We start from the raw sequence: 24,908 nt of genomic DNA, 5'->3' as shown, positions 1-24,908 counted from the left end.
TTGTCAGTGAACTTCTCGTAGCTCGCAGCACCGGCGGTGGTCATCATACCAAGGACCATGGTAGACGCCAGACCGACGCTGAGAACCTTCTTGAGGTTGCTCATTGAGGATTCCTCCTTATTTGATTTGAGAAAGCGGCGTTTTCCCCTGTTTTCCCGCACTTTTCCCGGAGAAAATGTGTGGTCGAACGATGGTACGACAGTCCTCACACCTGCCATTTCCGTACTGTTTTCAAGAGAAAAGGGGTATTTTTCGGGGCAAAACGCCCCCGAAAAATACCCCTGGTTGACTTTTGGTTGACATAGGATATGGTTTTGATGCGAAAGAGTCCTGGAAGCCTTGCGCCGCAAGGCTTCCAGGACTCGGGTTGGTTGACATTTGGTTGACATGGGGGGAAACTCATCATCTGGACATGGGCAGGAGGGCCGCGCCGATGATGCCGGCGTCATTGCCCAGAGCCGCCCGGACGAGCCTGGTGCGGCGGTCATTGTTCCGGGCATAGTCCTCCCGGTCCAGTACCGCCCGGATCGGGGCCAGCAGCTTCTCTCCCTGATAGGCGATGCCGCCGCCCACGCACAGGACCTCCGGCTGGAGGATGTTCACCAGGCTGGTGATGCCGCTGGCCAGATAGTCGATATACTCCGCCACGACCGCTTTGGCGGTCTCGTCCCCCCGCTCGGCGGCATCGAAAGGGGTCTTTCCCTCTACCTTCGAGGGATCTCCGCCGCACAGCTCCCATAGGAGAGACTGGCGGTCGGCCTCCATCCGCTCCCGGGTCCGGCGGATCAGGGCCGTGGCCGAGCAATAGGCCTCGAAACAGCCCCTCCGGCCGCAGGTGCAGAGCCTCCCGCCATGCTCCAGGACCATGTGTCCTACCTCCATGCCGGCGTAGTTGAAGCCAGTGTAGAGCTTCCCATCCAGCACAGCGCCGCCGCCCACACCGGTGCCCAGCGTGATGGCGGCCATGGAGGCGCTCCCTTTGCCCGCTCCGGCGGCATACTCGCCCAGCGCGGCGGCATTGGCGTCGTTCTCCAGATAGACCGGCATGGGGACCGGCATCCGCTCCGCCGTCAGCGCCGCCAGAGGGACGTTCTGGAAGTCCAGATTGGTCCAGAGCTTGACAATCCCCTCCTTAGGGTCGATGCTCCCCGGCGCGCCGATGCCCAGCGCGGCGATCTCCTCCAGCGGGATCCCCGCAGTCTCCGCCGCGGCGCACGCGGTGGAGGCCATGGCTTCTGCCACCGGCACCGCGCCCCGGGGCGTGGAGGCCCGGCTCCGGCCCAGGATATGCCCCTCCTCGTCCACCACGGCCGCGGCGATGTTGATGCCGCCCAAATCGATGCCCAGATACTTCATCTGTCTCAGCCCCTTTCCCTTGTCCTTCTATGATATCCCATCCAGGTCCGGCTGTCATCCGTTTTTTGGATGGCAATCTCCGAACTTGGTATTTGCTTTTTGCGCGCCTCTGTCCTACGATGGAAGGGCACCAGAGGATGGCCAGGCCTTCTCCACCGCCCGGATGAGCCGCTCCTTAGCCCCGGTCACCGGCAGATACCGGCTCCAGATCAGATAGACCTGGGCCGGAGGCAGTTCCCGGACCGGCACTTCCACACAGCTGCTCTCCGGGGGCAGGGCCCCGCCGAAGAGCACCGTCCCGGCGGTCCCGTCCGCCACCAGCTGGGTCAGTAGAGAGAGCTGGTTCGTGTGGAGCATGATGTCCGGCCGGAGCCCCGCCCGCCCACAGGCGGCCAGCAGGTCCGAGGTGAGGAAGCAGTCCTCCGCCACCATAGCCAGCGGGAAGCGGACGATATCCGCCAATCCCACGGATATCCGGCCGGCCAGAGGACTCCCGGCCGCGGTGTAATATCTGATCTCCCCCGGCGCGATCAGATACTGCCCGAAGGCGGCGGAGACCGGCTCCCGGGTGGAGGTGAAGGCGGCATCCAGGCCACCGTCCAGCACCTTCTGGCGGTTGGAGAGGGACCCGCTCTCCACGATGTTCAGCCGGAGCCGGGGCTTCCAGTCCTGGAGGACCTTCAGGACCTTGGGCAGGAACAGCAGGCCGCTGGTGGGCGGGATGCCCACGTCCAGCGTCTGCTCCGCCCGGCCCAGGCGCTTCATCCGGTCTGAGAATGCCTCCGCCTGCTCCAGCAGGAGGGCCGCGCCGTCCCGAAACTGGGCGCCCTCCTCCGTGAGGATCAGCCCCCGGCTCTGCCGCAGGAAGAGGGTCAGTCCGAATTCTTCCTCCAACTCATGGACCATGCGGGTCAGGCTGGGCTGGGAGATCCGAAGCTCCTCGGCGGCGCGGGTCATGTTCAAATGCTTGCAGATGACCTGGAGACAGACCAGTTGGGCCAGCTTCATGGTGGAGACCGCCTCCTCAGTGTCCGTATCGGCTCATGAGAGCATGATACCACACCCGGCGGGTCCTTGTCACCCCTCTGGGCTATCTGCCATCCCAAGAAAGAGGTCGATCGTATCATGAGAGAGCTATGGAAACTGTACCGGGTGTTCTTCAACATCGGGATCTGCACCTTTGGCGGAGGCTATGCCATGCTGGCCCTCCTCCAGCGGACCATCGTGGAGCAGTACCACTGGGCCACAGAGGAAGAGTTGATGGACTACTATGCCATCGGTCAATGTACCCCCGGCATCATCGCCCTGAACACCTCCACCTTCATCGGCTACAAGCGGCGCGGGATCCCCGGCGGCATCGTGGCCAGTCTCGGCTTCCTGTCGCCGTCGATCGTGATCATCCTGATCATCGCCCTGTTTTTGAAGAATTACGCCTCTCTCCCGCTGGTGAAGCACGCCTTCACCGGCATCCGGGCCTGCGTCACCATCCTGATCCTGGACGCGGTACTCAAGCTGGGCAAAAAATCGGTGGTAGACAAGCGGTCCTGGGCGGTGTTCCTGACCGTGGCCCTTCTGTCCGTCTTCACGAAGCTCTCCTCCATCGTGCTGATCGTGGCCGCCGGAGCGGCGGGCTGGTTGTTTTGGCACAAGGATGTGGAACAGGAGGCGGCCGAACGATGATCACTTTGCTCCGACTGATGCTCGCGTTCTGCAAGACCGGGCTCTTCGCCGTGGGCGGCGGACTGGCCACCCTGCCCTTCATCTATGAGATGTCCCGGACCACAGGCTGGTTCACCGCGCAGGACATCCTGAACATGGTCGCCGTCTCCGAGTCCACCCCCGGCGCCATGGGGATCAATATGTCCACCTATGTGGGCTTCATGACCAGCGGGATCCCCGGCGCAGTGCTGGCCACCCTCTCTCTGGCCGCCCCGTCGATCGTGATCATCGTGATCATTGCCAAGGGCATGGAGCGTTTCAAACGCTCTCCCATCGTCCAGTCGGTGTTCCGGGGCCTGCGCCCGGCCTCCACTGGACTGATCGTGGCGGCGGGGCTCGGCGTGGCGAAGCTGGCCTTCTTTCCGGAGGGAGACCTGACGGCCGGACTGGACCTCCCCGCGGCCGTGCTGGCCGTGGTGCTCTTCGCCCTCCTGCGGAAGTGTAAGCTCCACCCGCTGGTGTGCATCGCCTCCGCCGCCGTAGTGGGGTGTGTGCTCCAGATGTGAGCCCGTTCTTTTCCACATCGCCCGCCCATTCGGTGGACAAAAAACGACCACGTTCCTGTCATATGGAACGTGGTCGTCCTCATCTCACCGCCTTCGTGCCCGGAGGAAGAACGCCAGGGCCGCGCCTCCGCTGACCAGCAGAGAGAGGTAGAAGCTGATCCCCCGGCTCACCAGCATGGCGGGGGCCGTCAGGGCCGGGCCGAACACGGGCCGGAACACCTGCACGAAGCCGCCCTCCGCCGGGCCCACCGCGCCGGGCAGGGGCAGGGCGGACACAGCCAGGGTCAGCAGGGCCTGGCTCCCCCAAAAGAAAGCCGGTCCCGTGCCGCTCAGGCCAAAGGCCCGGTACACCGCATAGGGGATCAGGAACGACGCCGTGAGCTGGAGGGTGGTCAGCCCCAGCAGGATCGGTACCAGCACCGGAGAGGACCGGAGGACTGCGGCACCGGCGGCGTACTCGGCCATCTGCCGCTCCAGCTTCGCGCCGGCGGCGGCGCGGTCCCGGCAGAGCCGGAGAGCAGCCAGAGCATCCAGGAGCTTCCCTGCCAGCCGGCCCGCCGCCTTTGGCAGGAAGAGGAAGGACAGCATCCCTGCCGTCAGGACCGCCGTCACCCCGCCGCCGTAGAGGAGCAGGAGCCCCATGCCGCCGCCCAGCTCTGCCCGGAGCCCGGGCAGGAAGAGCCAGGCTCCGGCGGCACAGCAGAGACTGGTCACCTGATAGCTCACCGCCACCAGGAGCATATCCAGAGCTCCATGGACGGCCGGGATGCCGTCCATGGCCATGGCCCACACCTGGGCGGGCTGGCCTCCGCTGGCGGAGGGCGTCACCGAGCTCATGCAGAATCCCGTCAGGGAGTACCACAGGCACCACTGCCAGGGCACCCGGTGCCCCAGCCGCCCCAGGATCACATGGGTGGACAGGGCCTCGCACCCTATGAACACGCCCATCAGGGCCAGCCCTACCGGAAGGATCCAAAGGTCCACGCCCCGAAGCGCCGCCAGAAGCGCGGCCGCCGGCCGGTCCCGCAGGAGGAGCCAGGCGGTCAGGCCCATCATCCCCAGAAGGAGGGCCAGGCCCGCCGCCCCTTTCCGCCGACCGGTCCGGGGCGGCTGGACCGCCATCTCTGCGTGTTCCACCATCAGGCGCACCCCTCCCGTCCAGCCACCAGGGCCGCAAGGGCCTGCTCCACACCGGCCACGCTCAGCTCCCGCTTCCGGCTCCGCATCCGGGCGGACATCTCCGCCAGAGCGGCATCATCGTAGAGGAGCCCCTGGACCGCGGCCAGACACTCCTCCGTCTCCTTGGGGGCCGAGCGGGCCAGCCCCGCCCGCAGGAGAAAGCGGGCGTTGTTCTTCTCCTGCTGGAGGAAGGGCTCCCACAGCAGGAGGGGAAGCTCCGCGAAGATGCTCTCGAACACGGTGATCCCGCCGGGCTTGGTGAGCATCAGGTCGGCCCGCTCCATGTACTCCCAGGGTCGGTCGGTGAAGGGCACCGCCCGGATGTTGGGCCAGCGTCCCGCCAGCCGCCGGTACAGCTTCTCGTTCCGGCCGGTGAGCACCGTGACGCGCACACCGGGCAGGGCGTCCAGCGCCTCGTAGAAGCAGTCCTTCCGGGGCAGGAGGCCCAAACCGCCGCCCATGATCAGCAGATGCCGCTCCATGCCCCGCTCCCGGCGGTACAGGGACCGGAACTCCGCTTTCACCGGGATGCCGCTGACCAGGATCCTGGCGGGGTCCACGCCCTTGGCGGCCAGCCGCTCCCGGATCTCACGGCTCCCCACCAGATAGCAGTCCACTGCCCGGTGGATCCACTCGTTGTGGACGGACAGGTCGGTGACGCAGGTGATCAGAGGAAGGTCCTTTCCCGCCTCCTCTTTCCAGCGGGACACCAGTCCCGCACAGATCGGGTGGGTGGCGATCACCGCATCGGGCCGCTCTTCGCCCAGGAGGACCTCCAGCCGCTCCAGCATGGGTCCATCCAGCAGGGACCGGCTGTCTGTGGGGAGATGCTCCGTGAAGCGATAGTAGGCATTGAACAGGCCGCTTCCATAGGTCACCAGGGCCCGGAAGGCTCCGTACAGCGTCTGAGAGAGCCCGGGCAGTGCGTAGTCGAAGAAGTCGGTCATCCGGAGCTCCGCCTGGGGAAAGGCCCCCTGGAGCTGTTGGCGCAGGGACCGGGCCGCCGAATCGTGGCCCATGCCGAACCGGCCGCTGAGGATCAGGATCTTCATGGCGCTCCCTCCTTTTCTGGCTCCCAGTATAGCGGGAAAGACTTTAGAAAATAGGATGGAGTTCATTAAGACGGTCTTAAGAGATCGTAAAAGGTCTCTTACAACTACAACACAGAAGGTGCCCGGCCTCCGGCAGAGCCGGAGACCGGGCACCAGAAGGCGGACGGACGCATCAGGCGGGCATATCGCTGGGGGCTGGGACCGGGATGGTCTCCGTGGAGACAGGGGCGGGCACCTCCTTGCGGAAGCGCTTGAACACCACACTGCCCATGAGGCCGGCCAGGATCCCGCCAAGCGCGCCCAGGAACAGAGCCAGGATCACCCTTTTGGGGTCGTTGAAGGCGAAGGGCGCCAGCAGACCGGGAATGGGAGAGGCCGTTCCGGGGGCATCGTTCACGATGCCGAGCAGAGCCGCCGCGATGCCGGCCAGACCGCCGCCGAAGAAGTTGGAGCCGTAGATGGGGATCGGGTTCCGGGTGATGATGGGGGCCTGCGTCAGAGGCTCCAGCATGACGGCGATGATATTGCTCTTGTCGCCCAGACGCAGACGGTGGAACACGATACCGTTGGTGAAGGAACCGCCGAAGCAGGCGATCGCCGCGATGCCCATAGGCAGACCGGTGAGGCCCAGCATGGCGGTGAGGGCCATGGAGCTCAGAGGAGAGGTGCAGATCATCTTGATGATGCCGCCCAGCAGGAAGCCCATCAGGATGGGAGACTGGTCGGTGGCGGCGGTGATGGTCTGGCCGATATAGCCCATGGCGGCGTCGACGAAGGGCTCCGCGCCGAAGGCGATGGCCCGGGACAGGGGAGCCAGCAGGAGGGCGCCCAGAATCACGTTCAGGCCATCCGGCAAATATTTCTTGATCAGAGGGGACAGGAAGCCCACCACATAGCCCGCCACGAAGCCGGGCAGGATGCCGTAGCCGCCGGCGGCCACGCCGGCCACCACAGCGAACACCGGGTCGGCGCCCATGCCGATGGGCACCAGGATGGCGGCAGCCACGCCGCCCATGCTGCCAGAGGTGGTGCCCACCTCGCCCAGGAACTTCAGGCCCAGCAGGTCGCCGGAGATATAGGTGTGGACGGCTTCCACCAGGAAGGTGGCCACCGCCGCGTCGGCCAGACCGGACATGGCCTTGGAGCCCATGGGCGCTTTCATGCTGAACAGGGAGAAGCCGGCCAGCGTCAGGAGCAGCAGGCCCATGCCAAGAAGAATGGTCGTCATGATCGTACCTCCTATTTCTTGTCGTGTTTCGTCTTCCTCGTTCGTTGGCTCCATTCTATCGTCAAGTTTCATAAAGAATCAGAAAGTAACAGAAAAGAAGATATCTATTTTGCCATCCCGTCCACTTTTGGGGATAGTCACAAAACTCTCAGGTATGTTTTGAAAGATCTGTCATTTTATTATCGCGGTCAGAAAATTTTTGTGCTTTTTCAGGCTCATATGATGATTTCCTGTTAAATTTTTATCAAAATATCACGCCTGACCGCTCCAGATCATCCAGTGGGGAACGATGGACAAAAAAGCGGGGCCGCCGCAGAACGCACAGTCCTGCGGCGGCCCCACTCGGTCCGGTCCTCATCAGCGCTCGGAGCAGAGGGCGGCCAGAGCATAGAGGAATTTCTTCACGGAGACCCGCCCGTGGTCGGTAGAGCGGCCCCGGATACAGTCCATCTCCCGCCGGACCTGCTCGAAGTGGTAGAGCGTCCCGGCGTACTCGTGGAAGGTGTCGTTGCCGTAGTCCTCGATGCCCAGATTAGCCAGATTGACCATGCCCGCCATGGCCGCCCGACGGATCCGCTGTTCCATGGCCTTGGGGGAGTCGCTGAACCGGGCACAGAGCTGAGACACGGTGAGTTGGGCCCCGCCCGCCTCCGGAGAGCGGAGGAAGCCCACCACCTGAGAGATGTCCCGGCAGGCCGGATCTCCGCTGATGCCGATCCGATGGAGCACCATGTTGAGGATCGTCTGTCCCCGGTCCTCGGGCGGCGGAGCGGGCCTGGCCGCCGGACGCTCCGGGGCGGTGCCGCCCCCCAGGAGTGAACGCATCTGCTCCAGCGTCCGGTCCATGGTCAGGCCCCGTCCGGCCCGCCGGACCACGCTGACCACCTCCACGCTGTTGATGGGCTTGGTGATGAAAAAGTCCACGCCCGCGTGATAGGCCTCCGCCACCATATCCTTGGCTGTGACCTGAGAAAGCATCAGGAACCGGACGCCGGGAAAGCGGTCCCGGGCCTGCCGGACGAACTCGATGCCGTCCATGTCGGGCATCAGCAGGTCCGTGATCACGATGTCCGGACGCATATGGCGCAGGCCCTCCAGCGCTTCCGTGCCGCTGGCGGCACTGCCGATCACATCGCCCAGATCGCTGTCCTCGATGATGATGCGCAGGATATCGATGGACGCCGGGTCGTCATCGACCAGATAAAACAGCATACGGTCATACTCCTTCCAACCCCCGCGCCGGGATGTCCAGATGGAACACGGTCCCGCCTTCCCGGACCTCGACCCGGATCGTCCCATGGAGCTTGTCCTCGGTCAGCTCCTTGACGATCGCCAGGCCCAGGCCCCGGTTCACCATACCGGTCGTGGGGTCGATCTTGCTGGAAAAGCCGGGTCGGAACACCTGTCCGACCCTGGAGGCCGGGATGCCCCCGCAGTCGTCCGCCACCTGGAAGCGGAAGCGATCCCCCTCCCGCCGTCCCGTGACGGTCAGGTGGAAGCGCCGTCCGGTCCCGGCGGCCTCGACGGCGTTGTCGAGCAGGTTGCGGAAGATGGACATGAGATAGGGGTGCCGGGTGGTATAGCAGTCGTCCTCCAGACGGACGGTGAGGACCACGTCCTTCCCCGCCGCCCGGGCGGTGCGCTCCACGCTCCGCTCCAGCACGTCGAAGAGCTCGCTCAGCTCCATGCCGGGCACAGCCGCGTCCCGCTCCATGGCCTCGGAGATCCCCCGCATCAGGAGGAGGTACTCCTTCTTCACCTCGTGGATGTCCTTGGCGATGGCCAGAGCGGTGTCGGTCTGGGCCCGGTCCGCTCCGGAGGCACGGAGCTGACTGTAGAGCTGATAGGCGGCGTTCATGGTGTCTTCGATCAGCCCGGTGCCCCGGTCCATCCAGGCCACCTCGCTCTCGAGGGCGGCGGTCATCAGCAGGAGCCGCTGATAGCGCTCCGCGTCCTCCCGCCGGAGTACCTGGACCCCATAGCGGTCCAGCGCCCACAGGAGGAGCCAGGCAGTCCCGGAACGCACCAGCGCCACCAGCAGGATCTGGAGGAACTTCTCCGGCCGGAGTGCCCCGCCACCCAGCCGCACGGTGAGTTCCGCCAGATTGGACAGGGCATCGATGGCGGTCAGGGACAGGAGGGCCCTTGCCTCCAGCGGATGGAAGGAGATCTTCCGCCCCCAGAGCTGGAAGAGGAGCCCGCAGACCAGATAGAACAGCAGCTCCGGTCCGTTGGCGGCCCAGCATCCGTCCAGCGATCCAGTCCCCACCCATTGGACCAGCCCCCGCAGGAGATAGACCAGCGGGGCGGCGGCCGCCCCGGCGGCGAAGGCCGGCAGATCCGGCATCAGGAACAGGAACACCGGCATGAGGATGATCGCGGCGGAGACATTGAAGGCAGCGGTCACGATCTGGATCGACACCTGAGAGGCCAGCGCCAGCAAGACCGCCGCCGGCAGGACCAGCCGCACGTCCCGGGCGTCCGGCACCGCATGTCGCTCCATATGGTCCTCCTCCCTCCGCCCCTATGGGGGACAGCTTTTTCTCACGTCAGCTCCCCTATCATACCGCGATCCAGCAGATTTGTACAGAGCATTTCAGTTTTTAGTTCCACGTTCATCTATATTATACAGAACGATGATAGAGCAGTATAGCGGATATCCCGCTCACGGCCGGTTCCGCTCGCCCCAGACACAGAGCTGGTCCAGAACGCCCATCAGGGAGCGGCCGCGCTCGGACAGAGAATATTCCACCTTGGGCGGGATCTGCGGGTACTCCTTCCGGACGATCAGCCGGTCCGCCTCCAGCTCCTTCAGGTTGCTGCTGAGGGTCTTGTCGGTGATGTGCCCCAGATAGCGCTTCATCTCATTGAATCGCACGGTCCCATATTCCATCAGGCAGTACAGGATCACCATCTTGTGCTTCCCGCTGATCAGAGACATGGTATAGCTGAACCCCGTCTCCCGGAAATCCGCCTCCTCGATATAGGCCTTGATACCGTCCCGCGGCATGGTCACACTTCCTTTCAAGATAGTACCTGTCTTTTATGACAGTACTTGTATCTTCTCCGCCATTCGATATAATGATAGCCAGAGCACTGGAAAAAGTCCAGTACGGATCAAAAATGGAGGTCATTTATCATGAAGAAAGATCTTGGGGTCAAGCCTTATCTGTTCCCGATGCCTGTACTCATGATCGCCACCTACGGCGATGACGGCGCCGTCGATGTCATGAATATGGCTTGGGGCGGCATCTGCGGCCACGACATGGTCTCCCTCAACATCGATGACGACCATAAGACGTCGGAAAACATCCGGAAGCGCCATGCCTTCACCCTCAGCGTCGCCGACATCCCCCACATCGAGGCGGCCGACTTCTTCGGCATCGCCAGCGGGAACAAGATGCCGGACAAGTTCGAGCGGAGCGGCCTCACCGCCGAGAAGAGCCAGAAGGTGGACGCCCCCATCGTCCGGGAGTTCCCCCTGACGCTGGAGTGCGAAGTGGTGGAGGACAAGATGGAGGTCTATGGCCACCATGTCATCGGCCGGATCGTGGGTGTGCTGGCAGACACCGACGTTTTGGACGAGAAGGGCTATGTGGATCCCACCAAGCTGAACGCCTTCGTCTTCGATCAGTTCCAGAGCGGCTATTACGCCATCGGTGAAAAGGTCGGCCAGGCTTGGAGTACCGGCGCTCCCCTCATGAAGAAGTAAGTGCTCCGACCACACAACAGGCCCGCCGCGGGATCGTTCTATCCCGCGGCGGGCCTGTGTTTGGGTCCAGTGTTCTGTTTTATTTGATGTGGGTGGTCAGCAGGCCCACGCCCTGGACCTCGCACTCCACAGTGTCGCCGCTCTTGAGCCAGCGGGGCGGGTCGAAGCCCAGACCCACACCGGCGGGAGTCCCGGTGGCGATGATGTCGCCGGGCTCCAGCGTGATGCCGTGGGAGAGCTCCGCGATCAGGTGGGGGATGTCCTTCAGGAACAGTCTGGTATTGCTGTCCTGACGGAGCTCACCGTTCACCCGGCTGCGCACGTCCACCTGGATGGGGAAGGGCAGGGCGCTCTTATGGACCAAAGTGGGGCCCATGATGGAGAAGCCGTCCAGGCTCTTGCCCCGGTACCACTGGTTGTGCTTCTTCTGGAGGCTCCGGGCGGACATATCGTTGAACACAGAATAGCCGAAGATATAGTCCTCCGCGTCCTCCGGGGCCACGTCCCGGCACTCTTTGCCGATGACCACGGCCAGCTCCACCTCATAGTCCAGACAGGGATCCAGGTCCAGATGGCCGTCCACCGTGGCCCCGTCAGGGGTCATGATGTGGGCCCGCTTGGAAAAGTAGACCGAGTCCTGATGCTCGATCTTGCCCATGGCCGCCTCGCTCTCCTCCAGATGGGCGCGGTAGTTCACGCCCACGCAGATGATGTCGTGGCTGGGCCGGGGGATGGGGGACAGGAGCCGCACCTGCTCCACGGGAGTCCCCTCCAGATGGGCGGCCGCCTCTGCTGCCCGGGCGGTCAGCTCCGGATCCGCCGCGGCGATGAAGTCGTTCAGCGAGGCCCAGTCGCCCAGACCGGCCTCCGCCAGACCGCAGACCTGCTTCCGGTCCGCGGAGAGCAGGCCGGGGCACGGGACGCCGTCCTGCTCAAAGGTCACGAATTCCATGAGATACACCTCCTGTATGTGTGGAAAAGCGGCAGACGGAGCGCGAAAACGCATCCGTCTGCCGCTCTTGAGCGCTTATTACACGAAGTTGCAGACACGGGCGATGGCCATCTCGACATAGCCCAGGGACTCAGCCTTGGTCTGCTTGCCGCTGGCCACCTTGGAGACCAGCTCCATCAGGTCGTCGCCCATCTTCTCCAGGTCGCCGCCGTAGATCACGGGAGAGGCGTCCACATCGATGTTGTCCTCCATGTTGGCGAAGGTGATGCGGTTGCCGGTAATCTTGATGACGGGGGAGATGGGGTTGCCGGTGGGGGTGCCGCGGCCGGTGGAGAACACCACGACCTGAGCGCCGCCGGCCACCATGGCGGAGACGGAGGAGGGGTCGTTGCCCGGGGTGTCCATGATGACCAGGCCCTGATGGGCCTCCACCTGCTTGGCGTAGTCATACACGGCGTTCACAGGAGCGTGGCCGCCCTTGTGGATGCAGCCCAGAGACTTCTCCTCCAGCGTGGTGATGCCGCCGGCCTTGTTGCCGGGAGAGGGGTTGCCCTCGCGGACTTCCTCGCCCACCAGGGAGAGGGCCTTCTCATAGCGGTGCACGATCTCGAAGATGCGGTCGTGGACCTCGGGGGTGGCGGCGCGGCGGGCCAGGATGTGCTCGGCGCCGATGAACTCGGTGGTCTCGCTGAGGATGGAGGTGGCGCCCTCCTTGACCATCAGGTCGGAGAGCTGGCCGATCAGCACGTTGGCGGCCAGACCGCTGGTGGGATCGGAGCCGCCGCACTCGGTGCCCAGGATCAGCTCGGACATGGGGAACTTCTCCCGCTGGAGCAGAGAGGCCTCGGCGACCATCTGCTTGGCGTAGCGGACGGCCTGCTCCACGGCCTTCAGGGTGCCGCCGGCCTCCTGGATGATGACCTGCTTCAGGGGCTTGTTGGTGCGCTCCTGGATGGCCTTGACCACCAGATCCATCTGGCAGTTCTCACAGCCCAGAGACACGACCACGGTGCCGTAGACGTTGGGGTTGGCGGCGTAGCCAGCCATGACGTCCATGGTGTACTGCTGGTCGGACTCCACCTGAGAGCAGCCAAGCTGGTTGCTGAAGGTGACAGAGCCCACCACCTGCTGGGCGACGATCCGGGTGGTGTCGGAGGCGCAGACGCTGGCGGGCAGGATCAGCACCTTGTTGCGGATGCCGACACGGCCGTCGGGACGACGATATCCATAAAATTCCATTTCTCGTTCCTCCTTACAGTTAAGCCTCGGCTTCCAGATCTTCCCGGTGGCTGGTCACGTTGTGGACGTGGACGTGCTCGCCGGTCTTGATGTCACAGGCGGCGATGCCGATGTGCTCGCCGTACTTGACGATGGGGTCGCCCTTGGCGATGTCGCAGGTGGCCAGCTTGTGGTAGATGGTGATGTCCTGCTGAGCGGTCAGGCTCTTCTCCTGGCCCTGGCACAGGTAGGTCACGGTGTCGCCCTTCTTGATCGGCTCGATGGCGACGGCCACGTTGTCCTTGGGGTCGATGATCATAGCGTTCAGCATATGATGCTCTCCTTTCGGTCTGTTCAGGCTTCATGATATCCGTCCGGGCCGCACTTCGGACCCGGCTGGCGGCTGAGCGGATGGACGGGCCGGACAGGGACTCGTCCCATATCCCGTTCTGGAACGTCGTTCCGGCAGGGCCAGTCCCCTTCCGCCGGACCTGCTGGTTCCCCGGGGTCCGCATGGGCCGGGCCCGGGCACAGGTCTTGTTACGTTCACTAATGTAACCGATTCTCCCGAAATTGTCAAGATAGGACCGTGTAGAAATCCACTCAAAACGCCATTTCGTTGCAAAACAGAACACTTTTGCGTCATAAAACTGTTCCATACTTGTGCCGCTCTCCCGCCTCTGCTATGATGCAGGAGATCCATATCTTTTTATCAAAGGAGGCCCTCCTCATGCATCTGTTCCTCACGGGAGCCATCGGAGTCGGAAAGTCCACCCTGCTCCGGGCGCTCCTGGCCCGGACCGGCCGGACGCCCGGAGGGTTCCGCACCTGCTGGGATCCCACCGGGCAGTCCCTCTACCTGCTGTCCTGGGACTGGACGGGGCCGCTCCGCCCGCGGGATCGGGCCGCCCGGCGCACGGACCGGTGCGCGCAGGCCCTGCCCGGCCGCTTCGACCGTCTGGGGCCGCCTCTGCTGGTCCCCCGGCCCGGACAGGACCTGCTGATCATGGACGAGCTGGGGTTCCTGGAGCGGGACGCTCTCCGGTTCCAGCGGGCCGTGCTGGACGCGCTGGACGGTCCTCTACCCGTGCTGGGCGTCATCAAGCCCCGGCCCAGCCCCTTTCTGGACGCCGTGCGGGCCCATCCGCTGGTCCGTATCGTCCCCGTGACCACGGCGGACCGGGACGCCCTCCGGGCGTCGCTGGATCTGGAGGCGGTCCTGACGGACCGGCGGTGAGTCCTCCCCGCAGATCCATCTTCTCCCTCCTCCGTCCGACGGTCCCGTCCCGTTCGGGCCGTCTCCTCCCCGGCCCTATCCGAACACGAGGAGGAATGTATATGCCGAATTATACGAAACATCATCAGCTCCACCAGTGGGGACCGGGGGACCCGTTCCTGCGGACCGACTTCAACGAGGACTTCGCCAAGATCGACGGGGCGCTGGGCGGGCTGGCGCAGGCCCACGCGGATCTGAACTACCACCTCTACAACCTGCTCTTGCAAAACGACTATGAGGGCAAGTACACCGGCTTCAAGCGGGCCATGCTCTTCGACGGCTTCCGGGATGGGAGCGGCATCCAGTCCAAGAGCGGGTTCTTCCTCGCCAGGACCGGACTGGTCATCGGCCGGACCGGCCAGAGGGACATCGGCCTGGGCTACGGCCCCAACTCCGTGCTGGAGGCAGAGAGCCTGCCCATGGCCGTGACCGCCTGCGGCACGGTGAGCGGCTTCCGGTTCAAGCTCTACGCCAGCACATCCGTCTCCGAGGCCGTGTCGGTCACGGGCACCCTCAGCGTGAACGGCTCCGACGCGCGGACCTCCACCCAGACCTTCGATCCCCCCGCCTCCGGCAAAAACGCGGAAAAGACCTTCGTCCTCCCGGATACGGACGTAGCGCCGGGGGACGTCTGCATCATGCGCCTCAAGAGCGCCAACAGCCGGGTCAGCCTCTTCAAGGACACCGCCAACACCCGGCTGGGCGGCGTGCTGACCATCACGCCCAGGGGGGCCGTCTCCGGGACCATGACGGGCAAGCCGCTCCCCCTCCCGGCGGGCGGCGGGGCGGTGGCCTGGGTCCGGCATAAGGGCGGGACTGTCGGGCTGGCCCTCCGCGCCGACGGGACGGAGCGGACGTTCTCCCCGGAGTCCGCCCGGGCCGTTGGAGCCGTCCGGGACGGCACCCTCTGCACCGAGCAGGCCTTCCGGCTGGACGCCCCCATCCGCGCCGGGGAGACCCAGGTGGTCCTCACCGGCGCGCTGGGAGACGGCGAGGACGGGATGACCGTGTACGACTACGGGGTGGTGGTGCTGTAAAAATTTCTCTGATCTGGATGTTTTCCAGACGGTGCCTGTGGTATAATAAGATAGATAATGAGATAAAAGGAGGCGGGCGTCCATGGCGGTCACAAAGGTCTCTCTCAAAAATATCACGGTGTTCGACACGCTGGACCTTTCGTTCTCTGGCGGCATCGAAGTGTTCCTCGGTGTGAACGGCGTCGGCAAGACCCACGTCATGAAGCTCCTGTACAGCGCCTGTCAGGCCGCCGACCCCAAGACCTCGTTCTCCCATAAACTGGTGCGCTGTTTTTGGCCGGACGACCATCGGATCGCCCGGCTGGTCCGCAAGCGTTCCGCGAAGGAGCGGACCGGGGGCGAGGACCTCTCTGCGGTGGTCCGGGTGACGGCCCGGACCGGGGATGGGACGAACAAGGTCCTGACCGCCTCCTTCCACGACAAGACGCAGCGGTGGAACGCGGACGTGACCGGCGAGGACGGCTGGGAGAAGCAGCTGGACGGCCGCCGGAGCATCTTCATCCCCGCTAAGGAGATCCTGTCCCACTCCTACAACCTGAATGCCGCCGTGGCGATGAACAACGTCTCTTTCGATGACACCTATCTGGATGTGATCGACGCGGCCAAGATCGCGATCTCTCCGGGACGGGACAGCGCCGTCAAAAAGCAGCTGCTGGACCGGTTGGAAATGATCGTGGACGGCAAGGTCTCCTTCGACCCCAAGCGGGACGAGTTCTACCTGCGGAAGGGCAATACCCGGCTGGAGTTCAACCTGGTGGCAGAGGGCGTGCGCAAGATCGCGCTCCTGTGGCAGCTGGCCAAGAACGGCGTCCTGATGGACGGCTCCGTCCTGTTCTGGGACGAGCCGGAGTCCAACATCGACCCGGTCAACATCCCGGTCCTGGCGGACTTCCTGCTGGAGCTCCAGCGGAACGGGGTGCAGATCTTCCTGTCCACCCACGACTACTTTTTGGCCAAATATCTGGAGCTAGAGCGGAAGCCCGAGGACAAGATCCAGTACCACTCCTTCTATCTGGACGGCCCCGGCGGCGTGCGGACGGAGACCAGCCGGGCGTTCACCCTGCTGGAGCACAATTCGATCATGGAGACCTTCGTCCGGCTCTATGAGGCGGAAGTGGACAAGGAGATGCGGCCGTGAAGCAGGTCGAAGAGTCCGGCATGATATTCGGCCCATTTCCAGAGGAACAGTTCTACCATCTGGAGCGGTCCAGTCTTTATCAGAACACCGGGAAGCAGAACGGCGTCTGTACGGTCGAGTTCCTGCTGTCCCGGAACGAGCGTTTCCTCACCTTTCTGGAGGCGAAGTCCAGCTCGCCCCGGCCGGGCGGGGACCGTCAGGAGCGATTCCAGGCCTTCATCCACGAGATCGCGGCGAAGTTCCTCCACTCCTTCGACCTGTATCTGTCCGCCGCGCTGGGACGGCATGAGGACTGCGCCGATCTGCCGGACTCGTTCCGAGGGCTCGACCGGTCCGCTGTGACGTTCCAGTTCGTCCTGGTGATCAAAGGGCACAAAGAGGAATGGCTCCCCCCGATCCGGGCGGCGCTGGAGCAGGTCCTGCGCGCCCACCGGCGCATCTGGGCCAGCAAGGTCGTCGTCCTGAACGACACGATGGCGCGGAAGCAGGCGCTGATCTGCGGGAGCGGTACATAGAGATATCATAGCGCGCATCGAGAGGAGTCCGGCCGCCGCCGGGCTCCTCTTTTTCGGTATCCATCCGATCTCGTGCATAAAAACGCCCCTCCCCCGGGCCGAAGCCCGGGGGAGGGGTGTTCACTTATCGAGTGAAATGGTACGAAGATGGCTTACAGGCCGTACTCCAGACCGCTCACGTCGAACTTCACAGTGGAGGTACCGACCACAGTAGTGCCGTCAGCCTTCAGCCAGTTGATCTCCATCGCCTTGGGGGCGGTGTCGCCGTTCAGGCGCTGGACCAGGATGAAGTAGTTGGAACCATCCAGCTCAGCGGCGGCAGTATAGCTGTCGCCCTTCTTGAAGCTGTACTTAACAACATCCTTCAGCTCGTCGGGGACCTGGATGCGCAGGATAGCATAGTAGCCGGACTGCTCATCGATAGCAGAGGAGTTGAAAGCGGTGAAGCCAGTGGTGTAGCCGATGGTGCCGGACAGGACCACAGTCTCGCCCTTAGCGGAAACGGTGATATCCTTCATGCCGTCCTTCAGGGAAGTCTTGAGGACGGAATCAGTCACGGACAGGTCAGTGTAGACCTTGTTCAGGTCAGCGCCGTTGCCCTTGAGGACAGTAGCGGTAGCAGAGGTATCCTCAGAACCGGTCTTGCCGTTCTTGATGACGATCAGCTGAGCCTCGTTGTCGCTGTTGGCCAGCAGGTAAGCGACCACATCGTCCTTGCTCACGGTGCCGCCCATCTCGGCGGTAGCGTCGCTCAGATCCTCGGAGTCATCGACCACCAGAGTGTCAGCAGTGATCTTGTACTCGTTCTTGCTGGTGCCGTTGTTCAGGACGAAGACCTTGCCGCTGACGCGGTCGATGGTCCCGCTCACGTTGTCGGTGATATCGTCCAGATCGTAGTTGCCGTCGCTGTCGCGGCTCCAGGTGTAGGCAGTCTCCTTGCTCACATCGTCGTTGACCTTGATGGTCTGGAGCTCGGCGGAGCCGGACACGAACGCCTTGACGGTGGTGGTGTCGCCGTCATAGCCGGCGTTGTCGATCTTGGTGACGTACAGGTTGTCCTCCTGGCTGGCGGTAGCGACCTTAGAGCCCACGAAGACCACAGCCACCACGCGGGTGTCGTTGGAGTTGGTGTAGACATAGGCCTTGACGTTGCCGTCGACGGCGGAAGTGCTCTTCACATCGGGAGCCTTGGTGTAGCCGGTGTACACGTCCACATCATCGGTGCCGATAGAGCCAGCAGAAGTACTGCTGCTGTTGAAGTTGGTGTAGGTGCCACCCTTGGCGCTGACGTAGAAGAACGCAGTGTTGGTGCTGGTGTAGTCAGCGGTAGCGATATCATCGCTAGACAGAGTGTTGTACTTGACAGCGGTCTTGTTCTTCTCGAAGCCAGCGTTGGTAAAGGCATAAGCCTCAGTAGTCTTGCTGGTCTTACCGTCAGACTGCTTGCCATAAGCGTTGTCCAGCTTGATCTCCTTGTTGGAGTTGATGGAGTAGCTGTACACGCGGCCCACGACGGCGTCAGAAGCCTTCTTCACGTCGCCCTTGTCGTTCAGGTTGTAGGTGCCGGTGGTGCCGTCGGACAGGGCCACCTTCACGCGGGTGTCGATGCCGTTGGCAGAATCCTTGGCCAGGACCAGAGCGTAGTTGGAAGCGGTCTCCTCAGTGTCAGCCATCGCCACGATGTAGCCGTTCTTGTCCAGGTAGAAGGTGGCATCACCCTTCAGAGCGCTGTCCACGTCCGCCTTGACGGAAGCGGCACGGACATCGTCATCGCCGCCGGTGTAGCCCTCGACGGTGGAGACGTTGTAGGTGGTGCCGGCCACGGTGATCTTGGTGGCGACTTCTCCGGAGTACTTGTAGGACTCCAGAGTGCCGGAGACGGACTCGGCCTTCTCGACATACAGGTCGCCGCCGATCAGGGCAGCCAGGACATAGTCGTCCTTCTTCACGTTGTCGAAGCCCTTCACATCGTCCTTGTCATTGGCGGTGAACTTGGTGTCACCGGCGTTGACCACGATGGAGCCGTCGCCAGAGGAGACATAAGTGGTGACCTTGCCGAAGTTGAAGGTGTTCAGCAGGACGTAATCCACCTTGTCGTCGTTGTCGTTGTCGATCAGGACCTTCTGCACGCCGTTGGTGCCCTTGGCGTCCCAGTTGGAGGGCGCGTCGGCCTCAGCGTAGTTCTCAGCGACCTTGGTATTCTTGCCAACCGTCAGGTCGTTGTCGTCGGCGACGGTCTTGATGGAGTCGTCGGAGGCGTCGGTGACGACCTTGTTGTCGTCGGTGATGATGACGTTGCCCAGGACCTTCGCCTTGGAGGAGCTGGAGTTGTCATCCTTCACGTACAGGTTGACGGTGCGGCCCAGCTGGTCCAGACCGGTGGACACGGAGAAGGTGGCGCTGCCGTCGAAGGCGGACTGCTCGTTGTCGCCCTTGACGCCGTTGGTGATCTCGATGCGGGTCTTGCCGTCGCTCAGGGAGGAGCCGGTGGCGGACTCCAGGTCGGCGTACTCGTTGGCGACCACGACGCCCTCGACCTTGACCGCGTTGAAGGCATCCTCCAGCATGGTCACGTCGTGGGTGCTGTTGTTGACGGTCTTGGTCACGTTGACGCGCTGAGGAGTCACGGTGATCTGGCCGTTGGCGGACACGCCGGTGACCATCTCATACTTGACCTTGGTGGCGTTCAGCGCGTTGTACACCATCTGAGCGGCGTTGTCGCGGGTCAGGGGAGCGGAGGTGTTCATGCTCTCCAGATCGTCGTACAGACCGGCCTGGTTGGCCAGCACGTCGGTGGCAGTCTGCCAATTGGCGCCGCCGATGTTCTCGTAAGAGCAGTTGTAGCCCAGGGCCACCAGCAGCATCTTGGCGGCCTCAGAGCCGGTCACGTTGGCGCTGGGGGCGAAGGTGTTGTTGCCCTTGCCGGAGATGATGCCCTGCTGCACGCAGTAGGCGATGTACTTCTCGGCCCAGTTGCCCTGGGTGTCGGAGAAGGTGGTCTTGAGAGCGCCCAGCTTGGGCTCGGTGCCGCCGTTCAGGGCGACGCAGACCAGACGGGCGAAGGACGCGCGGTCGATGTTCTGCTTGGGGGCATAGGTGCCGTCGGTCAGACCGGCGATGATGCCCAGCTCGCTGACCATGGAGACCGCTTCTTTGTTGACGATCTGATCCTTGTCAGCAAACTTGTCATAGTTCGCAGCACCGGCGGTGGTCATCATACCAAGGACCATGGTAGACGCCAGACCGACGCTGAGAACCTTCTTGAGGTTGCTCATTGAGGATTCCTCCTTGTTTGATTTGAGAAAGCGGCGTTTTCCCCTGTTTTCCCGCACTTTTTCCGAAGAAAATGTGCGGTCGAACGATGGTACGACAGCCCTCACACCTGCCATTTCCGTGCTGATTCCAAGAGAAAAGGGGTATTTTTCGGGGCGTTTTGCCCCGAAAAATACCCCTGGTTGACTTTTGGTTGACATGGGATATGGTTTTGATACGAAAGAGTCCTGGAAGCCTTGCGCCGCAAGGCTTCCAGGACTCGGGTTGGTTGACATTTGGTTGACGTAGCGCTGGAGCGCACGAAAAAAGGCGGGCTGTGCCCGCCTTTTCCGTCCGCCAGGGAAGGGGAGACCGTCAAGTCCCCTCTTCCTTTAATATATAAATATGAACTTTGTGTTCTACAACGTGGAGTGCAGACATCAGCCGCGGTAGCCCAAGACCCGGCTGATGTTGGCGGCGGCCTTTTTGATCTCCCGGATCATATCGTCCTGATCGGCGGTCATCCGATAGTCGGGGCCGGAGACGGACACAGCCGCGATGACCTTGTGGCTCAGGTCATAGATCGGGGCACCGATGCAAATCAGGCCTGGCTCGATCTCGCCGTTGTCCATGGCGTAACCGTTGAGTCTGGCCTGGGCCAGCTCCTCCAGGAGCTGCTGTGGGGTGACGATGGTCTGGTCGGTCAGAGGCTTGCAGTCCTTGAGCCAGTCGCAGTACTCCGTGATGGCCTTCTCGCTCTGATGGGCCAGGATCACCTTGCCCGCGCTGGTGGCGTAGGCCGGGGCCCGGGAGCCGATCTTCGTGTTGCAGACGATGGAACGGTGGGTCTCCACCTTGTCCAGATAGAACACGTCGTGATCCAGCAGGACGCTGAGGTTGATGGTCTCCTGCACGGTCTCCGACAGATGCTCCAGCTCCGGGCGCGCCACCCGCCGGAGATCCGTCTGCCCGAGGATCACGCTGGAGAGGAGCACCAGGCGCGGCCCCACCCGATAGCTCTTGCGCACTGGATCCTGCTCCAAATACTGCCGTTCTACCAGCGTGGAGACCTGCCGGTACACCGTGGTAGTGGGGATACCGAGATGATCGACCAGCGCTTTGAGGGTCCATTCCGTCTCACTGTCCATAAAACATTCCAGAATGTGTAAAGCGCGGAGGATGCTGGATACTTGTTCCTTCGCCATGGGGTACTCTACCTTTCTTGCTCTTATTTTCTACAGAGCGATCACAAAATTCGCCTTGACAAGCCGTCGTAAATTGTCTATGATTAGCATATCACAAAGTGCCCGGTTTGTGAATCTTTTTCTCCCATTTTTGCGGAATCTTTTTCCGCACTGTGGGATCGAGGAGTGTATGTCATGGCACAGGAAGCAATGACGCTTACCCATGCTCAGGTCATGGAGATCATCCCCCACCGGGATCCCATGCTCCTCATCGACGAGGTCAGCGAGCTGATCCCCGGCCAGCGTGTCACCGCATCCTTCTGGGTGGACCCGGCCCGTGAGATCTTCCGGGGGCATTTCCCCGGCGACCCTGTCCTGCCCGGCGTCTATACGGTGGAAGCCACCGCCCAGGCCACCGATCTGGTGCTGATGACCAAGCCCTGCTACGCTGGCAAGACCCCGCTGTTCCTCGGCATCGACAATGTGAAATTCCGCAAGAAGATCCTCCCGGGGGACACCCTGGAGATCCATGCGGAACTGTTCAGCGAACGTCCTGAAAAGGCCATCGCGTCCTGCAAATGTCAGGTCTTCACCGACGGAGACCTGGCCGCGGAGAGCGAAGTCACGATCGCGATGCGCTGAAGCCCCATCTCCCGAATGGAGCGCCTGTCCCCGAGTTTGCTCGTCCAGGTGCTCCATTTATCCCGTACCCCTTTCGGAATCGAATTCCATTTTTGGATGCCGGTCCCGCCCATGACTGCAAGGAGGAAAAAATCACATGATGACATCTCAGGAGTACATCGAAAGCCTGCGCAAGCTCAAGACCCGCGTGTACATGTTCGGCGAGAAGATCGAGAACTGGGTGGATCACCCCATGATCCGTCCCTCCATCAACTGCGTTGCCATGACCTACGCCATGGCGCAGAACCCCGAGTACGCTGATCTGATGACCGCCACTTCCAGCCTGACCGGTCACAAGATCAACCGGTTCACCCACCTGCATCAGTCCACCGACGACCTGATCAAGAAGGTCAAGATGCAGCGCCTGCTGGGCCAGAAGACCGCCTCCTGTTTCCAGCGCTGCGTGGGCATGGACAGCTTCAACGCCGTCTTCTCCACCACCTATGAGATCGACGAGGCCCATGGCACCCACTACCATGAGAACTTCAAGAAGTTCCTGACCATGGTGCAGGACAACGACCTGACCGTGGACGGTGCCATGACCGACCCCAAGGGCGACCGCTCCAAGGCGCCCCACGACCAGGCCGATTCCGATATGTTCGTCCATGTGGTGGAGCGCCGCCCCGACGGCATCGTGGTCTGCGGCGCCAAGTGCCACCAGACCGGCTCCATCAACTCTCACTGGCACATCTTCATGCCCACCATCTCCATGGGCGAGGCGGACAAGGATTGGGCCGTCTCCTTCGCCTGCCCCACCGACGCTGAGGGCATGTACATGATCTACGGCCGTCAGTCCTGCGACACCCGCAAGATGGAGAAGGACGCCGACATCGACCTGGGCAACAAGGCGTTCGGCGGCCAGGAGGCCCTGGTGGTCCTGGACCACGTGTTCATCCCCAACGAGTACATCTTCCTGAACGGCGAGTACGAGTTCGCCGGCATGATGGTGGAGCGCTTCGCCGGCTATCACCGCCAGAGCTACGGCGGCTGCAAGGTCGGCGTGGGCGATGTGGTCATCGGCGCTACTGCTCTGGCCGCTGAGTACAACGGCGTGGAGAAGGCCTCTGCGGTCAAGGACAAGCTGATCGAGATGACCCATCTGAACGAGACCCTGTACTGCTGCGGCATCGCCTGCTCCAGCCAGGGCTTCAAGACCAAGGCCGGCAACTACCAGATCGACCTGCTTCTGGCCAACGTCTGCAAGCAGAACGTGACCCGGTTCCCCTACGAGATCGTCCGGCTGGCCGAGGACGTGGCCGGCGGCCTGATGGTCACCATGCCCTCCGAGGCCGACTTCAAGTCCGACACCGTGGTGGGCCGCAATGGCGAGACCATCGGCGACATCTGCAACAAGTTCTTCGCCGCCCGCGAGGGCGTGGCCACCCAGGATCGTCAGCGCATCATGCGTTTCCTGGAGAACATCTGCCTGGGCGCCGCCGCGGTCGGCTACCGGACCGAGTCCATGCACGGCGCCGGCTCTCCCCAGGCCCAGCGCATCATGATCGCCCGCCAGTGCAACATGCAGGGCAAGAAGGACCTGGCCCGGGCCATCGCCGGCATCCATAACAAGTAAGCAATCCCTTTTATCATAATCAGATCGAAACAACGACAATAGGAGGCGATCACATGGATTTCACGCTGACGAAAGAGCAGGAACTGATCCAGAAAATGGTCCGTGAGTTCACGGAGAACGAAGTGAAGCCAATCGCGGCGGAGACGGACAAGACGAGCACCTATCCCAAGGAGAACATCGAGAAGCTGTTCGAGTATGGGATCATGGGCATGTGCGTGCCGAAGGAGTACGGCGGCGCGGGCGCGGACGACCTGTCCGCGGCGCTGGCGGTGGAGGAGCTGAGCAAGGCGTGCGCGTCTACCGGCGACATCGTGGCCACCCATAACGGCCTGTGCTGCGACCCCATCCTGCGCAACGGCACCGAGGCTCAGAAGCAGAAGTACCTGCGGATGCTGACCGAGGGCCGCAAGGTGGGCGCGTTCGCGCTGACGGAGCCCAACGCCGGTTCCGATGCCTCCAAGGGCACCACCACCGCGGTGCTGGAGGGCGACCACTATGTGCTGAACGGCTCCAAGGTGTTCATCACCAACGGCTATGTGGCCGATGTGTGCGTGGTGTTCGCCATGACCGATCCCAGCAAGGGCACCCGCGGCATCTCCGCCTTCATCGTGGAGAGCAGCTTCCCCGGTTACTCCGTGGGCAAGCACGAGGAGAAGATGGGCCTGCACGGCTCTCCCACCGCTGAGCTGGTGTTCACCGACTGCATCGTGCCCAAGGAGAACCTGCTGGGTGCCGAGGGCAAGGGCTTCAAGATTGCCATGCAGACCCTGGACGGCGGCCGCATCGGCATCGCCGCGCAGGCTCTGGGCATCAGCGAGGGCGCCGTGGCCGAGGCCATCGAGTACACCAAGAGCCGCGTGCAGTTCGGCAAGCCCATCTCCCTGTTCCAGAACACCCAGTTCGTGTTTGCGGACATGAAGGTGGCGATCGAGGCGGGCCGTCTGCTGATCCATCAGGCCGCGACGCTGAAGAGCGCCGGCAAGCCCTTCACCACGGAGGCCGCTATGGCGAAGCTGTTCTGCTCCGAGAACTCCATGAAGATCACCACGAAGGCCCTTCAGATGTTCGGCGGCTACGGCTACACGAAGGACTACCCCATGGAGCGCATGATGCGTGACGCCAAGATCACCGAGATCTACGAGGGCACCAGCGAGGTGCAGCGGATCGTGATCTCCAGCCACATGGGGCTGAAGTAAGGAACGGAGGAGACATTCTGATGAAAGCGATCGTATGTGTGAAGCAGGTCCCGGATACCTCCGGCAAGGTGGCCGTGAAGGCGGACGGGACCATGGATCGTGCGTCTATGGCCACGATCACCAACCCGGATGAT

Annotated in this window: 23 protein-coding genes and 1 pseudogene; 11 read left to right on the top strand and 13 right to left on the bottom strand. The window is 62.9% G+C overall.

Features of this window, described 5'->3' with window-relative positions:
- Positions 1–402: 402 nt before the first annotated feature.
- Entirely contained in the window at positions 403–1,356 is a 954-nt protein-coding gene (locus tag KQI12_RS12210; protein WP_216573750.1) for an ROK family protein, read from the bottom strand.
- A gap of 114 nt (positions 1,357–1,470) precedes the next feature.
- Positions 1,471–2,364 (bottom strand): LysR family transcriptional regulator, encoded by an 894-nt coding sequence (locus KQI12_RS12205; RefSeq protein WP_216573749.1) that lies wholly within the window; start codon positions 2,362–2,364, stop codon positions 1,471–1,473.
- A 117-nt stretch (positions 2,365–2,481) separates the two neighbouring features.
- Here KQI12_RS12205 and KQI12_RS12200 point away from each other — a divergent pair, with 117 nt between their 5' ends.
- Positions 2,482–3,036 (top strand): chromate transporter, encoded by a 555-nt coding sequence (locus KQI12_RS12200; protein ID WP_216573748.1) that lies wholly within the window; start codon positions 2,482–2,484, stop codon positions 3,034–3,036.
- A complete protein-coding gene (locus KQI12_RS12195) occupies positions 3,033–3,581 on the top strand; it encodes a chromate transporter (RefSeq protein ID WP_216573747.1) in 549 nt (182 codons plus the stop codon). Before KQI12_RS12200 ends, KQI12_RS12195 begins: the two co-directional genes overlap by 4 nt.
- An 84-nt stretch (positions 3,582–3,665) precedes the next feature.
- Here KQI12_RS12195 and KQI12_RS12190 read toward each other — a convergent pair whose 3' ends face one another.
- The 6 genes from KQI12_RS12190 to KQI12_RS12165 form a co-directional block, all read right to left on the bottom strand.
- Positions 3,666–4,721: a lysylphosphatidylglycerol synthase transmembrane domain-containing protein gene (locus KQI12_RS12190; RefSeq protein WP_216573746.1), complete on the bottom strand. Its 1,056-nt coding sequence runs from the start codon at positions 4,719–4,721 to the stop codon at positions 3,666–3,668.
- The gene (locus tag KQI12_RS12185) at positions 4,721–5,812 is read right to left on the bottom strand and encodes a glycosyltransferase (RefSeq protein ID WP_216573744.1); all 1,092 of its coding nucleotides are present in this window, start codon (positions 5,810–5,812) and stop codon (positions 4,721–4,723) included. Before KQI12_RS12185 ends, KQI12_RS12190 begins: the two co-directional genes overlap by 1 nt.
- A 172-nt stretch (positions 5,813–5,984) precedes the next feature.
- Entirely contained in the window at positions 5,985–7,040 is a 1,056-nt protein-coding gene (locus KQI12_RS12180) for a PTS sugar transporter subunit IIC (RefSeq protein ID WP_216573743.1), read from the bottom strand.
- 357 nt (positions 7,041–7,397) lie between these two features.
- The gene (locus tag KQI12_RS12175) at positions 7,398–8,252 is read right to left on the bottom strand and encodes a response regulator (RefSeq protein ID WP_216573741.1); all 855 of its coding nucleotides are present in this window, start codon (positions 8,250–8,252) and stop codon (positions 7,398–7,400) included.
- Positions 8,253–8,256: 4 nt separating this feature from the next.
- A complete protein-coding gene (locus tag KQI12_RS12170) occupies positions 8,257–9,543 on the bottom strand; it encodes a sensor histidine kinase (protein ID WP_216573739.1) in 1,287 nt (428 codons plus the stop codon).
- Positions 9,544–9,705: 162 nt separating this feature from the next.
- The gene (locus KQI12_RS12165; RefSeq protein WP_216573737.1) at positions 9,706–10,050 is read right to left on the bottom strand and encodes a helix-turn-helix domain-containing protein; all 345 of its coding nucleotides are present in this window, start codon (positions 10,048–10,050) and stop codon (positions 9,706–9,708) included.
- A gap of 129 nt (positions 10,051–10,179) precedes the next feature.
- On the opposite strand from KQI12_RS12165, the gene KQI12_RS12160 reads away from it, so the two are divergent.
- The gene (locus KQI12_RS12160) at positions 10,180–10,752 is read left to right on the top strand and encodes a flavin reductase family protein (protein WP_216573735.1); all 573 of its coding nucleotides are present in this window, start codon (positions 10,180–10,182) and stop codon (positions 10,750–10,752) included.
- Positions 10,753–10,831: 79 nt separating this feature from the next.
- On the opposite strand, the gene KQI12_RS12155 is transcribed toward KQI12_RS12160, so the two are convergent.
- From KQI12_RS12155 to KQI12_RS12145, 3 genes are all read right to left on the bottom strand, one after another.
- Positions 10,832–11,704 (bottom strand): fumarylacetoacetate hydrolase family protein, encoded by an 873-nt coding sequence (locus tag KQI12_RS12155; RefSeq protein WP_216573733.1) that lies wholly within the window; start codon positions 11,702–11,704, stop codon positions 10,832–10,834.
- A 78-nt stretch (positions 11,705–11,782) separates the two neighbouring features.
- Entirely contained in the window at positions 11,783–12,943 is a 1,161-nt protein-coding gene (locus tag KQI12_RS12150) for a UxaA family hydrolase (protein WP_216573731.1), read from the bottom strand.
- 19 nt (positions 12,944–12,962) lie between these two features.
- Positions 12,963–13,253 (bottom strand): UxaA family hydrolase, encoded by a 291-nt coding sequence (locus KQI12_RS12145; RefSeq protein ID WP_216573728.1) that lies wholly within the window; start codon positions 13,251–13,253, stop codon positions 12,963–12,965.
- A gap of 399 nt (positions 13,254–13,652) precedes the next feature.
- Between KQI12_RS12145 and KQI12_RS12140 the strand changes: the two genes are divergently transcribed.
- The 4 genes from KQI12_RS12140 to KQI12_RS12125 all read left to right on the top strand — a co-directional run bounded on the left by KQI12_RS12140 (position 13,653) and on the right by KQI12_RS12125 (position 16,888).
- Complete coding sequence (locus KQI12_RS12140; RefSeq protein ID WP_216573727.1) at positions 13,653–14,159, top strand: nucleoside-triphosphatase; 507 nt, start codon at positions 13,653–13,655, stop codon at positions 14,157–14,159.
- Positions 14,160–14,260: 101 nt separating this feature from the next.
- The gene (locus KQI12_RS12135) at positions 14,261–15,235 is read left to right on the top strand and encodes a hypothetical protein (RefSeq protein ID WP_216573752.1); all 975 of its coding nucleotides are present in this window, start codon (positions 14,261–14,263) and stop codon (positions 15,233–15,235) included.
- Positions 15,236–15,317: 82 nt separating this feature from the next.
- The gene (locus KQI12_RS12130; protein ID WP_216573725.1) at positions 15,318–16,373 is read left to right on the top strand and encodes an AAA family ATPase; all 1,056 of its coding nucleotides are present in this window, start codon (positions 15,318–15,320) and stop codon (positions 16,371–16,373) included.
- Positions 16,370–16,888 (top strand): hypothetical protein, encoded by a 519-nt coding sequence (locus KQI12_RS12125; RefSeq protein ID WP_216573723.1) that lies wholly within the window; start codon positions 16,370–16,372, stop codon positions 16,886–16,888. The genes KQI12_RS12130 and KQI12_RS12125 overlap by 4 nt, the downstream gene beginning before the upstream one ends.
- 152 nt (positions 16,889–17,040) lie before the next feature.
- Here KQI12_RS12125 and KQI12_RS12120 read toward each other — a convergent pair whose 3' ends face one another.
- Together KQI12_RS12120 and KQI12_RS12115 are read right to left on the bottom strand one after the other, a co-directional pair.
- The gene (locus KQI12_RS12120; RefSeq protein WP_216573721.1) at positions 17,041–20,163 is read right to left on the bottom strand and encodes an S-layer homology domain-containing protein; all 3,123 of its coding nucleotides are present in this window, start codon (positions 20,161–20,163) and stop codon (positions 17,041–17,043) included.
- 417 nt (positions 20,164–20,580) lie between these two features.
- Positions 20,581–21,345 (bottom strand): IclR family transcriptional regulator, encoded by a 765-nt coding sequence (locus KQI12_RS12115; RefSeq protein WP_216573719.1) that lies wholly within the window; start codon positions 21,343–21,345, stop codon positions 20,581–20,583.
- 174 nt (positions 21,346–21,519) lie between these two features.
- On the opposite strand from KQI12_RS12115, the gene fabZ reads away from it, so the two are divergent.
- The 4 genes and pseudogenes from fabZ to KQI12_RS12590 all read left to right on the top strand — a co-directional run.
- A complete protein-coding gene (gene fabZ, locus KQI12_RS12110) occupies positions 21,520–21,966 on the top strand; it encodes a 3-hydroxyacyl-ACP dehydratase FabZ (RefSeq protein ID WP_253291079.1) in 447 nt (148 codons plus the stop codon).
- Positions 21,967–22,102: 136 nt separating this feature from the next.
- A complete protein-coding gene (locus KQI12_RS12105) occupies positions 22,103–23,578 on the top strand; it encodes a 4-hydroxyphenylacetate 3-hydroxylase family protein (protein WP_216573718.1) in 1,476 nt (491 codons plus the stop codon).
- 53 nt (positions 23,579–23,631) lie between these two features.
- The gene (locus KQI12_RS12100) at positions 23,632–24,774 is read left to right on the top strand and encodes an acyl-CoA dehydrogenase (protein ID WP_216573716.1); all 1,143 of its coding nucleotides are present in this window, start codon (positions 23,632–23,634) and stop codon (positions 24,772–24,774) included.
- Positions 24,775–24,794: 20 nt separating this feature from the next.
- Positions 24,795–24,908: pseudogene (locus tag KQI12_RS12590) on the top strand (electron transfer flavoprotein subunit beta); the annotation flags it as partial.

Source organism: Pseudoflavonifractor sp. MSJ-37 (assembly GCF_018917965.1).
Lineage (GTDB): Bacteria > Bacillota > Clostridia > Oscillospirales > Oscillospiraceae > Pseudoflavonifractor_A.
The sequence above is the reverse complement of the archived record's forward strand: the minus strand, read 5'-3'. Positions and strand labels throughout refer to the sequence as shown.